At 34.2% G+C, this 14,159-nt stretch carries 13 protein-coding genes; all 13 read right to left on the reverse strand.

The genetic code is table 11. From position 1 onward, the window contains the following. Positions 1–15 precede the first annotated feature (15 nt). The 13 genes from C1638_RS12510 to C1638_RS12570 all read right to left on the reverse strand — a co-directional run bounded on the left by C1638_RS12510 (position 16) and on the right by C1638_RS12570 (position 14,125). Positions 16–957, reverse strand: a complete 942-nt coding sequence (locus C1638_RS12510) for a glycosyltransferase family 2 protein (protein WP_109621431.1) — start codon at positions 955–957, stop codon at positions 16–18. A gap of 229 nt (positions 958–1,186) precedes the next feature. Then, the gene (locus tag C1638_RS12515) at positions 1,187–2,137 is read right to left on the reverse strand and encodes a glycosyltransferase family 2 protein (protein ID WP_228428148.1); all 951 of its coding nucleotides are present in this window, start codon (positions 2,135–2,137) and stop codon (positions 1,187–1,189) included. 293 nt (positions 2,138–2,430) lie between these two features. Continuing rightward, the gene (locus C1638_RS12520) at positions 2,431–3,366 is read right to left on the reverse strand and encodes a glycosyltransferase family 2 protein (RefSeq protein ID WP_109621777.1); all 936 of its coding nucleotides are present in this window, start codon (positions 3,364–3,366) and stop codon (positions 2,431–2,433) included. A 2-nt stretch (positions 3,367–3,368) separates the two neighbouring features. Beyond that, on the reverse strand, positions 3,369–4,307 hold the full coding sequence (locus tag C1638_RS12525) for a glycosyltransferase family 2 protein (protein WP_109621433.1): 939 nt from the start codon (positions 4,305–4,307) through the stop codon (positions 3,369–3,371). Then, entirely contained in the window at positions 4,307–6,103 is a 1,797-nt protein-coding gene (gene asnB / locus C1638_RS12530; protein ID WP_109621435.1) for an asparagine synthase (glutamine-hydrolyzing), read from the reverse strand. Before asnB ends, C1638_RS12525 begins: the two co-directional genes overlap by 1 nt. 47 nt (positions 6,104–6,150) lie before the next feature. Continuing rightward, entirely contained in the window at positions 6,151–7,074 is a 924-nt protein-coding gene (locus tag C1638_RS12535) for a glycosyltransferase family 2 protein (RefSeq protein ID WP_109621437.1), read from the reverse strand. Positions 7,075–7,119: 45 nt separating this feature from the next. Then, a complete protein-coding gene (locus C1638_RS12540; protein WP_109621439.1) occupies positions 7,120–8,253 on the reverse strand; it encodes a hypothetical protein in 1,134 nt (377 codons plus the stop codon). A 39-nt stretch (positions 8,254–8,292) separates the two neighbouring features. Next, entirely contained in the window at positions 8,293–9,417 is a 1,125-nt protein-coding gene (locus C1638_RS12545) for a hypothetical protein (RefSeq protein WP_109621441.1), read from the reverse strand. A 43-nt stretch (positions 9,418–9,460) separates the two neighbouring features. After that, a complete protein-coding gene (locus C1638_RS12550; protein WP_109621443.1) occupies positions 9,461–10,423 on the reverse strand; it encodes a glycosyltransferase family protein in 963 nt (320 codons plus the stop codon). Between the two features lie 10 nt (positions 10,424–10,433). Then, positions 10,434–11,222, reverse strand: a complete 789-nt coding sequence (locus C1638_RS12555; protein WP_123838374.1) for a glycosyltransferase family 2 protein — start codon at positions 11,220–11,222, stop codon at positions 10,434–10,436. Positions 11,223–11,233: 11 nt separating this feature from the next. Next, the gene (locus C1638_RS12560) at positions 11,234–12,184 is read right to left on the reverse strand and encodes a glycosyltransferase family 2 protein (protein ID WP_109621448.1); all 951 of its coding nucleotides are present in this window, start codon (positions 12,182–12,184) and stop codon (positions 11,234–11,236) included. A 1-nt stretch (position 12,185) separates the two neighbouring features. Beyond that, positions 12,186–12,854 carry a Rossmann-fold NAD(P)-binding domain-containing protein gene (locus C1638_RS12565; RefSeq protein ID WP_109621779.1) on the reverse strand — a complete coding sequence of 223 codons (669 nt, stop codon included), beginning with the start codon at positions 12,852–12,854 and terminating at the stop codon, positions 12,186–12,188. Between the two features lie 89 nt (positions 12,855–12,943). Next, entirely contained in the window at positions 12,944–14,125 is a 1,182-nt protein-coding gene (locus C1638_RS12570; RefSeq protein ID WP_109621450.1) for a glycosyltransferase, read from the reverse strand. Positions 14,126–14,159 lie beyond the last annotated feature (34 nt).

Raw genomic sequence — 14,159 nt, forward strand, 5'->3', positions numbered from 1 at the left:
CTATTGATATTAAGGTTAGAATAAGTTACCTCTGAAATTAATATTATAAATCCCGGATCGTATACTTCTATAGTCTTTTAAAAAATATTTTAAGATCATTTTCCACTTTTTCGAAGTTGTGGAGTTGGCAATCTGAAAGCTTCTGTACATTCTCATGATGTGGAGCCTTACATTCTCCGGAATACTAGCTTCACTCTCTGCCCAATCATTTACTTCTTTCCATAAAAGAACACGTGTAGTTGCGGGGTTTATTTTTTTAGAATCCACCTGTGTAATTCTATTATCTTCATGTACTCCTCTTATAGCCACGGCATTATCCAAAATTCCGGGATAAAGATTAAGATAATAAGAAAGCCTGAATAAAAACTCTGTATCCTGATGAAGCCTTAAGCTAGCCTTGAATAGGATATCCATTTTTTTCATCAGAGAGTCCTTACGTATTGTTAGTGCATCAATACTAAAAAGCCCAAAGCTTCCTAACATGTAAATTTGTCCAAGAAAAACGTCCTTGGGATCATGTCTTTTATAGACCGTAGTTAGTCTATCTCCAAATAACGGATAATATTGTTTCTTTGCTTTTTCAGTATAATAATGAACTCCAAGGGCTCCGTAAACGCCCTCTACTTCCGGTCTTTGGAAGAGCTCTTTTTCGGCATCAAATCTATTGGGAAGATAATAATCATCAGCATCTAAAAAAGAAATGAAATCTCCTGTAGATTTTTCTATTCCCAAATTTCTGGTAGGGCCAGCACCGTGGTTTCCTTTGTCGGGATGTTGATAAAGCTTTACCCTGTCGTATTCTTCGGCAAGTTGTTCACATACCCGTAGTGCTTGGTCGGGAGATTTATCCTCTACTAAAATAACTTCGTATACTTCCTCAAACTGAAGTGCTGATTTCACAGCTTGGGATACGAACTTTTCAGCGTTATAAACGGGAATAATTACTGAGATTCTCATGTTTTTATCAACTTAATTTTTTAAATCATTTGTGCGTGTAAGAGTACTGCAAGATAGTTAATTATAAAGAATTATATCAGGATTTTTTTACATAAAAAAGTAGATATATAGATAAATAGAATTTATGTACCAAAAATCGGCTGAATAGGAAATATTCAGCCGATTTTTGAAGAAAAACTCATGAAATTCTGTTTTTTTTAACTTACAAAATTATGATGTGATCTATTTTTTATGAGATTAATGAATGTCTGAAATTGATATTATATAATCCAGATCTTATACTTTTATAATCTGTGAACAGATATTTAATAATCATTCCCCATTTTTTTAATAGGGGAGCTTTGGCAATTTCAAAACTACGGTGCATTCTTCTGATATGGATTCTGATGTCATCAGAGATATCATTTTCGGTTCGCGACCAAATGTCTACTTCATTCCAAAGTAGTGCACGGGAGACTGCCGGATCTATGACACGAAGATCCACTTTTGTTATTCTGTTGTTTTCATGTACTCCTCTTATAGCAATAGCCTTATCTAAAATTCCTGGATAAAGATCCAGATAATAAGAAAGGCGGAACAAAAACTCTGTGTCTTCATGAAGCCTTAAGTGTGGTTTGAATAAAGGATTCATTTTTTTTACTAAAGACTCCCTACGAACCGTTAAAGTATCGATGCTAAAAAGTCCAAAACTTCCCAGCATATGTAACTGTCCGGGAAAAACATCTTTAGGGTCATATTTTTTATAGACAGTGGTTAATCTGTCTCCAAATAGCTGATAATACTGTTGTTTTGCTTTTTCAGAATAATATTGTACTCCAAGAGCACCATAAACGCCCTCTACGTTGGGGGTTTTAAATAGTTCTTTTTCAGCATCGAACCTATTGGGTAGGAAATAGTCGTCTGCGTCTAAAAAAGCAATAAAGTCACCTGTTGACTTTTCTATGCCTAAATTTCTACTTGGGCTTGCTCCGTGATTTTTTTTATCAGGATGTTGGTAAAGTTTTACTTTTTCATGTTTTTCAGCAAGTTGCTGGCATACCGCTAATGCATTATCTGGGGAATTATCTTCAATTAGAATAATTTCGTACACGTCCTCCAACTGAAGAGCTGAGTCTACTGCCTGGGAAACATATTTTTCTGCATTATAAACGGGAATAACTACTGAGATTCTCATTTTCATTTCTCCTTTTTACAATAAATTTAGAATTACAATTGCGTTTTATTTAGTACCTTATTGAATTACGAAATTTAAGCTTTTAATTTTATTTTTACATACTAAGTATAGTTTTTTTCCATAAAATAGCATACAAACATTACTGGAGTAATTACAATGTTGATTTTAAGTGTAAATTATTTTTTTTGAAGATGAAAAAATACTATAAAATCTCACTATGGGGAAAAATATACTATTGATTTGTCCCCTAAAATAAATGTTTTAAGGAGGTAGGTTGTAAAAATTAATAAAATTAATATCTATGTGTGGGAATAAGTGAATCTATATTTTGTTCTTAATATGTTTGGATTTTTAAGAATGGTAACAAATAAATCTATGGCTTTTGAAAATCCTTTTTTTGTCGAAAGTTCAAATGCTTTTTTCTGAAGATAAATGTGCTGTGCAGAATCTTTTTCCAGAGTTAAAGTCCTGGACCATTCGTAGAGAGAATTCCAGAAGAGGAATTGTCGCTGATTATATTGTGGAGAATATTTTACAATTTTTGTAATCCTGTTATCATCATGCATTCCTCTCATAGCAACCGGCTGATCTATGATTCCTGATTTCAGATGGCAATGATGGGAAAGTTTCATGATAAAATCAGAATCCTGATGGAGACGTAGCGCTTCATTGAACATTAATTTACTGGATTCAAGAGAAGATCTGCGAACAGTAAGAGCATCCAGTGTAAAAAAAGAACCGAATATTTTAGGTGTAAGACCTAGTAAACCTCTAAAGACGTCATTTCCTTCTGCAGGGTAATTAACGGTCAATAGGTAACTGTCATTGATGTTGGTAAGAAATTCTTCCTTTCCCTTTTCAGTCAGATATTCAGTGCCAATGGCATTGAAGATACCGTCTATCTTTGGGTTTTCGAATAACTCTTTTTCAGCTGTGAACCTATTAGGGAGAAAATAATCATCAGCATCCAGAAAGGCAATAAAATCTCCGGTCACTTTTTCTATTCCCAGATTCCTGCTGGCACCGGCTCCATGGTTTTCCTGATCAGGGTGTTGAAAAAGTTTTACCCGATCATGCTTTTGAGTAAGCTCTTGGCAAATCTGAAGAGCATTGTCCGGCGATTTATCTTCTACCAGAATAACTTCATATACTTCATCAAGTTGTAAGGCGGATTCTACAGCTTTTGCTACATATTTTTCTGCATTGTAAACAGGAATAATTACTGAAATCTTCATTTTCATTTATTGTAATAAGTGAAACGATACTTGGTCTTTAATATTTCTGGGTTTTTTAGAACTTCACCCAAAATATTACAATATTTGACAAATCCTTTTTTTAAGGAAAGATCAAATGATTTATAAATTAAATAGATCCTTTTTCTTGGCTCAGATGGAATTTGATTATCGGAGGCCCAGCTATTCAGGGAACTCCATAAAAGAAATTGCCTTTGATTGTATTGAGGAGAGTATTTTATAATCTTGGTGATCCTGTTATTGTCATGAACACCTCTTATAGCAACAGCCTTATCTATACAACCCGTCTTTAAATGACAATGGTAAGCTAGTTTGATAATGAATTCCGTATCCTGATGTACCCGAAGATCCTTATTGAATCGAATGTGATGAGGTTTCAAAGATTCTTTTCTTATGGTAAGGGAATTGAGGTGAAAAGATGTACCGAAATTTTTAGTTGTTAAGCCTAGAATGCCTTTGAATACTTCTTCTCCCTCTGCAGGATAATTAACAGTGCTGAGCGATGTCTCTTTAAATTTGGATTCAAATTCTTCTTTTCCTTTTTCTGTTAAGTACTCTGTACCAATGGCATTAAAAACACCATCTATTTTTGAGTCTTTGAAGAGTTCCTTTTCAGCATCAAATCTATTGGGAAGATAATAATCATCTGCATCAAGAAATGCAATGAAATTACTTGTTGCTTTTTCAATACCCAGATTTCTTGCTGCTCCTGCGCCATGGTTTCCCTGGTCAGGATGTTGAAATAATTTTACCTTGGAGTTTTCATTACTCAGTCGTTGAGAAATTTCCAGTGAATTATCTGTAGATTTATCTTCAATTAAGATGACTTCCTTTACTTCTTCAAATTGTATAGCAGACTGCACAGCCTTTTCCAGAAACTCAGCGGCGTTGTATACAGGAATGATAACAGAGATCTCAAGCATTATAATACAGATTTGTTATTATCAGCCCATAATGCAAGCTGTAAAAGATTCCAGTGTTTTTCATCCTTATCAAGGAAATTTTGAGCAGCCTTAAAGTCAATATAATTGAAAACTTTATGATTTGGATCTTTTAATAAGTCATTTGAAAAGTTCATCAGATTATCTTCAGAAAACCAGCTTTTTACTCCAAGTCCAAACCCTTGTTTATGTCTCGTTCTGATTGTATCAGTCCAGTAAGATCCCATTGCCTCACGAAGAATGATTTTGTCATTGGTATCGTTCAGTTTCAATTGATCTGGCAGCTGAATACAAAACTCTGCAAAGTCAAGATCAAGGAATGGAGTTCTTACTTCCAGAGAGTTGGCCATAGCCATTCTGTCGGATTTTACCATCATATTGGCTGGGACATAGTTTTCAAGATCTACTCTCATAATATCATTAAGAGAATCAGGGTTGGGCGTAAAACTATAGGTTTGAAGATAATCGGAAGATATTCCCAGAAGATTACGTTCCTTTTTGTTGAATGCATTTCTTACATCATTCAAGTGAAAATCCATAATGGATGAAAACTCCATGTTTTTCTGCGTAAGGAATGAGGTTGGCTTAAGCTGTTGATATAGTTTTAGACCAAACTGAGCAATCATATTTTTATAACTGAAATGCTTCTTTAATTTATTTTCAACGGTATAGAAGTGATAACCTCCAAACAGTTCATCTCCTACATCTCCTGATAATACTACGGTAAGATTTTTTTTGGCTGCCCTGCAGATTTCATAATGTGGGATAAATGAGGCATCTGCGAAAGGTTCGTCAAAGAATGGCGATATTTTTAAAAGAGAGGAGACAAGATCAGATTTCTGCTCATGAACCTCTATATGATTGGTTTTGTATTTATCTGCAATTTCCTTTGCATATTTGAGTTCGTTGTCCTTGTGGTCATACCCAAAACTGATAGTAGTCTGATGGGGTAGAAATTCATCTACCAATGCTACAACGGAAGAGGAATCTAATCCTCCGCTCAGAAAACTTCCTACTTCTACGTCGGCAATAAGCTGTTTCTTAACTGCATTTTTCAACAGATACAAAAATTCTTCCTTAGCATCGGAAAGGCCAATCACTCTGTCTTTTGCAGGTAGGCTGTAATAACGGGATATTGTAAATTTACCATCTTTCCAGATCAGTTGATGTGCTGGTGGAAGAGTGAAAATGTTGCTGTAAATACTTTGATTTGAACTTACATACCCATATTGAAGATAATGGGAGAGGGCCTCGGAACTTACTTTAGGCTGAATAAGCCCGGAAGCCAGAATAGCCTTAATTTCTGATGCGAAAATAAATTCATTGTTTTTACCAATAGCATAGTAAAAAGGCTTTTCTCCAAAACGATCTCTGGCGCAGAACAGTTGTTGCTTCTGATTATCCCAGATAGCAAATGCAAACATACCCGGCAGATCATGAATGAGGTTTTCCTGTTTTCTCTGGTACATGGCAAGAATAACTTCAGTATCGGAAGTTCCATGGTAAGGATATTCGCCATAATGTTTTTTTATATCCTGATAGCCGTAGATTTCACCGTTGAGAACAATACATTCATTTTTAGTGTTTGAGAACATAGGTTGCTTTCCATTTTCAGATAAATCTATAATGGAAAGTCTACGATGGCCTAATGCAGCATTATCATAAAACTCATGGTGTGAAGAATCTGGTCCGCGGTGGATCAGTGAGTCCGTCATTTTCTGAATCTCTTCCTGATAATTTCTGGCATTACTGCCTATAATTCCCGCTATTCCACACATAATATTTTATTTTTCATCATTAATTTTCAAATTTTGTATGAGCTAATTTACGACAGATTCAGAAAAGTAGGGCCTGCCTGAATTAATTGATTTCGTAAACTGCTTAATTTTTCACTATCTCTTGTGATTTTTTTATATTTCAAAGACAATTCCTTGTATTTTCCAATGTTTCCTGTGATCAGGTTTTTAAACATACTTTGTTTTAATGACTTCTTTTCCAGTTGTAAACCGTTAGGGAAATTCGGGTTTAGGGTATTGATTTCAATACGAACATCTTCGTATTTATTGAAGTCTATTTTATGGAGAAGCTGCACTCCGTCATGTACCACTTTACTGCCGGGAACGAGAAGTACTTTCTTTTGATGAAAATGAACCCTGTTTACATATTCGTCATCTTCACCATAATGGAAAAAGTAAGGATTGAAACCTCCAATTGTTTCTATTGTTTTCTTGGGCAAAAGCCAGTGAGCAGCATTTACAAAATGAATTTCGTAATAAGGTTTCAGGGTCTGAAAGTACAGATCTGAGATCATTCTTGTTTTTTCGTAATTCTTTGCAATATATTGATCCAGGAAAATGTCGAGGTATTTTTCTGTACCATCCACATGAACGGGGCTTATAATTCCAATTTCATCCTTGCTGGGGTGGTTATTATAAACTTCAAGCATTTTCTCCATGCTGTTTTCATATAGCCATGCGTCCTGATTCATCAAATAAAAAAAATCGGCGCCGTCTTTATATGCTTTTTCAATTCCAATATTATTGGCCTTTCCAAAACCAAGATTGGACTCGGATTGGGTAAAATCTACTTCAGGAAAATGAGTTTGAACATACTCCTGAGTGCCATCTGTAGATCCGTTATCTATAACGAAACATTTTACAGGAACAGAAGATTTCCTTAGACTGCTAAAGCATCTTTCTGCCCATTTCATGGCATTGTAGGTAACAATAATAATATGAATCTTCGACATTTTTTATCTTAATATTTTCATTGGGAAATAAAGTTGGCCATAATTTTAAAGCAAATTAGTGATTCTAAAATAGAAAAAATAGTATACGCGTTTAAGAAAGCCATCAAATTCCGGAAAGACTAAAAATCCTTGTGTCATAAGCATCATTTTCCAGGAAAGGTTAAACAATATTACTAGCCCTGCTATAATTTCCTGTTTCTTGGTAAGTACTAATTTTTGCTCTGTAGCTATAAATAGGGTTAGCAGAGAGAAAAAGATATTAGTCCATCTTCCCCAATCTACGGCCATATAAAATAATGGAACAAGAAAAAGGATTTGTATTACCAGAAATATTGTACTGATTTTAACCTTATTGAACCTGCTGTAAATGTAAAATGTTAATGCTCCAAGCAAGATGCTTATGCCATAGGTTTGATAATCATATAAATGAGATTTATAATGGTTCAAGACATTATAATTGGGATCGTAATCAAAAATTCCCATCTCATTAAGGATCAATCCATGAGCTTTAAAGAATGATATAGTATTTTCTGTCCTTAAGTTAATTCCAAACTTATAAAGAAGAAGCATGATAACAACTGATGGGAGAAACTGGTAGAGTAGTATTCTCTTTATTTTATCAAGTGGCAAACCATTATTTTTCATAAAGTAAGCCATACCTACAAAAGGTAAATAAAAAAATGCAGCTTCATGGGTGAGAAGAGCAATGATGATAAAAAAGGTGATGCTAAGGTCCTTAATAATAACTTTAGAACGAAGACATAGGATATATATCAGGTAAAGTAGAAAGAATAATATCTCTTTTCTTGTAGCAATGTTAGGATCTTTAAACATCATTCCAAAGCCCACCGGAAGTAATATAAGGGCAATAGTAAGCAGGTTGTTTCTTTCCTTTCGGAAGAGCTGTATCAACAGGAAGAAAAGAACCGTGTATAAGAGAAATACAAATGCAAATACAATGTATTCAAGCTGAATATTGGTAAGCTCATTGATCCATATGAATAGAGTTCCGAAAAGTCCTCTACGCTTAAAACCTCCATCCTGATAATTGATAATCCATTCTCCAAAACACCATCCTCCCTTTTGCGTTACAATCAGAAAGTATGAAGTTTTGATACTTATACAATAATAAATAATTAATATTAAGCTAATTATGTAATTGATTATTTTTGTTTTCATACTTATTATCCAAGCCTGAGCTGAGTATTTATATATCCTTTAAAAAATTTTGAAATAGAAAAAATAATAAAGCTTTTTAATGAAAGCGTCAAGTGCCGGAAAAGTCATAAAGCCAGCCGTAAAGAGCAGCATCGTCCATAATGAATTGAATATGATTAAAGCAATAGCAATCATATTTTCTTTTGCCGTACTAATCAATTGTCTTTCACCTGCTATGAAGATGGTTAATAGAGTAAAGAAAATATTAATCCATCTTCCCCAGTCATAAGCAATGTAAAATAAGGGAATCAGGAAAATAAACTGAATCATCAGAAATTTTTTACTGATACTTATCTTGTTAAATTTACAATATATGAAAAAGGTAAGAGAGGCAAAAAACAAACTTATGAGGTAGGTTTGATAGCCGTATAAGTGGGACTTGTAAAAATTCAGGACATTATATTGAGGATCATAGCCGTAAATACCTTTAAGAACTAGTTCCAGTCCGTGATTTTTTAGAAACAACAAAGAGTTTTCTGTACTTATGCTATACCCAAATTTATAAAGCAGTAACATGACAACCACTGCAGGAGCAATATGGTAAAGCAATATTTTCTTTAATTTGATGGAAGTTGTTGAGCCATCTTTTACAAAGTAGGTGAAACTCACAAAAGGAATATAGAAAAATGCAGCTTCATGATTAAGAATCGCAGCAATAATAAAAAATGTGACGACAAGATCTTTTACCACCTTTTTTGATTCAAGGCATAAAAAATAAATCAGATACAAAACAAAAATGAAGATTTCCTTTTTTGCAATGATCGTAGGATCTTTTAATATCATCCCCAATCCTGCCGGAAGCAAAAGAATACTTATGGTAATCAGTGTATTTTTTTTCTGAACAAAAAGCTGTATCAGAAGAGAAAAAAACAAGGCATACAGGATAGATACAAATGCAAATACAATAAATTGAAGCGGGATTCTGGTAAGTTCATTAATAAAGATGAACAGCGTACCGAAAAGCCCTCTGCGCTTGAACCCTCCATCCTGATAATTAATCAGCCATTCACCAAGGTACCAGCCATTTTTGTAGAAGACAATCTGAAGATAGCTGCTTTGAATACAGATCCAATAGTAAATGATAAATATTGAACCAATTATGTAATTGATTATTTTTGTTTTCATATACCTCTTGATTGGTTATTAAGTTGGATTTTTAATATTTACTTTAATCAATAAATACCTTTTTAAAAGTATCCATTACAGGATGAGGAAGAAACTTTTCATATAATTCCTTTGCAGACAAAGTGAGATCTGAATCCAGAATAATATCCTGAAGTTCTTTACCATCCTGATAGTAGTAAGCCTGATCTTTCATATGGCTGATATGGGCTTTCTCAGGAGGGTTAGCAAAAGCAATTACAGGTTTTCCCATAATGGCAAATTCTGCAACAGTAATTCCGAATGTTTCTCCTCTTTCTCGGGCATGAAGTAAAGCGTCACAAGTATTGATAAACTTCTGTTTCATGATAATATCCGAGCTCGGAGGTAGAAATATAATATTGGATGGAGCAGATTTCCACCATTTATTTTTGATAAAAGGATCCACCCCCATGAAGATAAAATAGATATCTTTATACTTAGAAGCTATTTTTTCAATGGTCTTTTGGGCAAAAACAATATTAAAGCTAATGTGTCCGCCATAATATCCAAATACTTTTGCTTTTGGGGGAATATTTAGTTCTGCTCTCAGATCCTGATTGGTTTGAGATTCAAAATTAACCATGTGGGGAACGTAGGGATATTTTGAACCGGTCATTGCTTCACTCAGCCACTCAGAAACATAAGCATAAACATCACCATGAGGTTCAAAATGCGTGAAAACACTATGTATACCGGTTTTACATTCCTTAGAATCTATTCCGTCTACATATCCATTTTTAATAGCATAAAAAAGGTCTACATTATTTTCACGAATGAGCTGGTCTACTTCCTTGAAGTCGGAGTAGCCATGCACACGAAAGCGTTTTTCAAACTTTTCAATTCCCAATGGATGATTGGTCTTTGAGTTTTTATTGTAAACAATTATAGATTCATTTCCCAGATATCTTTCATTGAAATCTGCATAATCATATACTGCGATGGAAGTCCCTCTGTAGTTGAGTTCATCCTCATGGAAAAGAATTTTCATCTTAGTTGTGTTATTTAAATTTATTTTTCAGTCTTCCTACTATTTTCTGAACGATGGTTTTCTTCGGATATTTGGTAAGATCATTGTGCATAAAAAGACCTTCTCCCTGTGCTATTCTGAAGTTTTGTTTTACCCACCAGGCTGCAATATTTCTTTCCAGAGAAGCTGTTTCCCCTGAAAACGGGATAATGGTTCCCAGCAGGAATTTCTTTCCGACAAGATAAGGATTATTGGTCCAGTTAGCCCAACGTGAGGTAGTGATAAAAAATTCTCCCTGCTTTTGTATCTTATCAGGAAATTCTGCCGAAGGATCCAGCCAATGTAAAGATTCTAAAAGATGTGGTGAGGTACATTCGTGCCAGTCATCATAATAGTTCAGCTCATTTCCTTTGTGTCTGATGGATATCAGGGGATATCCCGGATTTTCTCTGCTTCGGTAACGGATTACATCAAATCCGTTGTTAAGCATTTCCAGTCCGCTTTTAAGTTGTGTAAATACGGTCTTTTGGTCTTCAATAAGCTCCCAGTCATGTTCCAGAAAGAGAATATTGTCACAAACTGCATTTTCTGCAAGCATTTTCATTCCTTTTCCGATTCCAATATTATCTTGTAGCCCAATGTATCTGATTTTATACTGATCCGCTAGTTTTTTATCCTCTTCACTTACTTCCTGAAAAAGAATAACAATATCTTCGGTCATCTCCAAAAGACCGAATTTACTGTAGGATTTAAGCGTGTTTTTCAGCGTTTTTCCTGTTTTCCAGGAAAGGATGCAGATACTTATGGGTAATTTTTCCATATTCATGTGTCTTAAAGATTCAGGAATGGGTGCTGAGCATTCATAGATGTTTTTCTGGCAGCTTCTATTTCTTTAAATTTTTTAGAAAAATACTGATACTGTTCCATATAAAACTTATACTCACTTATATTTCCTTTAGCTCCCATTTTAAGGGCGAAAGAGAGAAGCGCTGTCTTTTCCCTTTTGGTATCATAACCATAGTTGAGGTCAAGGTATTTTGTTTCCCTTTGCATGATCATGGACAGCCTTTTATTCTTTAATAGTTCGGCCTTATCATTAGGCTCTTTTTTGTAAAACGATTGTACAGTATCATGTACAACCTTACTTTGGGTACACACCACTGTTTTCAGCCCAAAATAAATGATTCGGTTTACATATTCGTAATCTTCGGCACCATGAAAGAAGTAAGGATTGAAACCTCCTATTTTTTCAATGATATTCCTTGGGATACACCAGTGCGCAGCATTCACAAAGCTTATTTCGTAGTATTCTTTTGCTTCTCCAAAATAAATATCAGAAAGCATTCTGTTATTTCTCAGGTCCTTGGCCAAATAATTTTCAAAGTGAAGATCCAGTTTTTTTTCACTTCCGTCAAGGTGCATAGGGCTTAGGATCCCAATTGTATTGTTGTCCGGATGATTGCTGTATACCTCCAATAGCTTTTGAAAACTGTCGGAGTAAATCCATGCATCCTGATTCATCAAATAAAAGAAATCTGCTCCTGCTTTATAAGCTTTTTCAATTCCAAGATTATTGGCTTTCCCAAAACCTAGATTTTCCGGTGCCTGAATGAAGTCTACTTCAGGGAAATGGGTTTTTATATATTCCTGTGTACCATCTGTAGAACCGTTGTCTATGGTAATACATTTAACAGGAAGAGAAGAGTTTCTTAAACTGGTAAAACATTTCTCTGCCCATTTCATGGCATTGTAAGTCACAATAATAACGTAGATAGTAGCCATTTTAGATATACTTTTGGGTTAGATTTTCCAAATAATCCTCAGGACTTATTTTGGAGAAAAATGTAATGATATCTTCATCAAAATCTACTTTATAGAAATCCCCCTCATCAGCTTCTGAATAAAGTCCTTTCTTATTGGCCTTTTTTTCAATGGAACTAATTATTTCCTTTAAATCATAATAATAAGGATAAGAGATATTGATCACTTTATTGCCTGCCTCCAAGCCATACGAATCTATGAACTTTGAAATGTCTTCAATATCCAGAAGCAATCTTCTGGCTTTAAGATGTAACGTAAATTGATTGTCGTTGGTAATCTGTGTTTTGAGAAAATTAAAAAGTGTATTCGGATTTCCTCCTTGCCCAACAATGTTTCCAATCCTTAGAATCAGATAATGATCAACATTGTTTTCTATATACTGTTCAATTTCTTTTTTATGAATTACATAGGGACTGTTTTGTTTGGATTGATCGAGTATACTGAGTGTCGAAAAATAGACTAATTTCTTTTTTCTATTTTCTGCACATGTAGTCTTTAAAAGAGAAAACTCTCTTTCAAATTCTGAAGCTCGTGTCTCTAACGAATTTGAAACTCCGGAAGCGAAGAAAAGAATCTCTTTTGAATCTGCAGTTTTTAATGAATTAGCGACAAGTCCTGTGCCTATAATCATAATGTTTTTAAGTGTTTTTTGTTTTGCTATAAATTTATTATAAATGGTAAGAATAAGAATTTTGGTTGGGAACAATTTCTTTGTTAGTATTACCTTTTATATTTTTTCCAGACTGAAGATAGTTTTTTATGAATCTTTAATCCTAATTGTCTGTTGGTCTGTTTAAGCTCTTCACTAACTTTATTGGTTTCTGTAAACCAATGCTCAAACAACTGAATTTTATTGTGAATGATCTTTTTTGATGATTGCTTTTTCTCAATACAATTCAGAATTGCTATTTCAAATGCCAGAGAAGCTTCTTCCCAATTGTACCATTCTTTAGCAGTTTGTAATGCATTTTTCTTTAGCGTTTCCAGTTTCTGTGGATTGTCTTTTAAAATATTAATGTATTCAAGAATTTTTGTATCATCATTCATCTCGGCAATAAGCGAATTAAATTCATGCCTCATATATTCTTCATGTCCTGTTACATTATATGTGATGGCGGTACCTCCACAATGGAACATTTCCAAAGGAGGACCAAACATACCTTCCACGGTACTGAGTTTTACTAATACATCACAAGAACGATAAATTTTCTGTGTTTCATGCGTTGGGATGTTAGAGAATACTCTATCTACCCCTTCATAATTCTGAATAGGTGAATTGGTCAAAAGCCAAATTTCATCTGCTTTGGACTTTTTACAAATCTCAATAGTTTTTGGGACATTCTTAAAACTACTCTGAATATTTCCTTCAATTAAGACTCTCAATTTTCCGTTTTCCTTAGGTGCATGAGAATCTCCAACTGCAGAATAGTTTTCTTTGCGAATTCCGTTAAGGACAAGCTCTGAATCTATATCGTAGTTATTTTTAATGTACTTTTGAATCCAGCTGGCCTCTGTAATTACACTGAGTCCTAAAAGATAAGTGGATTCTGCAGCATTTTGATTATTAAAATCACTGTCGGGGTAGAATTTAGATTCTACAGACTGATTAAAATAAAGATAATGATCTGCATTTAGATGTAGAAGTCCGTAGCAGGTACGCCAGAATGTTGCAATAAGTACATCAAAATGAGTCTTTTCAGCTTCTTTTAAAGTGAGTCTGGGTATTTTTTGGATTCCATCAAACCAGAAGAGTTCCTCATCCTTAACAATGGTGTCAAAAATAAGTACCAGTTCAAAAGTTCCTCTTTTATAGATATGAGAAAGATGTTCAAAAATAACATTATTACCTCCTGAAAGGGAGGGGGAAGCAAGGATTCCTATTTTTAATTTTTTTTTCATCATATTCTCGTTTTTTGTTCTGATCCTTAGTGGAAAA

Origin of the sequence: Chryseobacterium oncorhynchi, from assembly GCF_002899895.1 — a bacterium.
GTDB lineage: Bacteria > Bacteroidota > Bacteroidia > Flavobacteriales > Weeksellaceae > Chryseobacterium > Chryseobacterium oncorhynchi.

What these genes read in the sequence shown, in the direction of transcription:
- C1638_RS12550 (WP_109621443.1), bottom strand. Translation starts at nt 10,423, where the DNA reads ATGAAAATTCTTTTCCATGAGGATGAACTCAACTACAGAGGGACTTCC.
- C1638_RS12570 (WP_109621450.1), bottom strand. Translation starts at nt 14,125, where the DNA reads ATGATGAAAAAAAAATTAAAAATAGGAATCCTTGCTTCCCCCTCCCTT.
- C1638_RS12535 (WP_109621437.1), bottom strand. Translation starts at nt 7,074, where the DNA reads ATGTCGAAGATTCATATTATTATTGTTACCTACAATGCCATGAAATGG.
- C1638_RS12520 (WP_109621777.1), bottom strand. Translation starts at nt 3,366, where the DNA reads ATGAAGATTTCAGTAATTATTCCTGTTTACAATGCAGAAAAATATGTA.
- asnB (WP_109621435.1), bottom strand. Translation starts at nt 6,103, where the DNA reads ATGTGTGGAATAGCGGGAATTATAGGCAGTAATGCCAGAAATTATCAG.
- C1638_RS12555 (WP_123838374.1), bottom strand. Translation starts at nt 11,222, where the DNA reads ATGGAAAAATTACCCATAAGTATCTGCATCCTTTCCTGGAAAACAGGA.
- C1638_RS12565 (WP_109621779.1), bottom strand. Translation starts at nt 12,854, where the DNA reads ATGATTATAGGCACAGGACTTGTCGCTAATTCATTAAAAACTGCAGAT.
- C1638_RS12545 (WP_109621441.1), bottom strand. Translation starts at nt 9,417, where the DNA reads ATGAAAACAAAAATAATCAATTACATAATTGGTTCAATATTTATCATT.
- C1638_RS12560 (WP_109621448.1), bottom strand. Translation starts at nt 12,184, where the DNA reads ATGGCTACTATCTACGTTATTATTGTGACTTACAATGCCATGAAATGG.
- C1638_RS12540 (WP_109621439.1), bottom strand. Translation starts at nt 8,253, where the DNA reads ATGAAAACAAAAATAATCAATTACATAATTAGCTTAATATTAATTATT.
- C1638_RS12525 (WP_109621433.1), bottom strand. Translation starts at nt 4,307, where the DNA reads ATGCTTGAGATCTCTGTTATCATTCCTGTATACAACGCCGCTGAGTTT.
- C1638_RS12515 (WP_228428148.1), bottom strand. Translation starts at nt 2,137, where the DNA reads ATGAAAATGAGAATCTCAGTAGTTATTCCCGTTTATAATGCAGAAAAA.
- C1638_RS12510 (WP_109621431.1), bottom strand. Translation starts at nt 957, where the DNA reads ATGAGAATCTCAGTAATTATTCCCGTTTATAACGCTGAAAAGTTCGTA.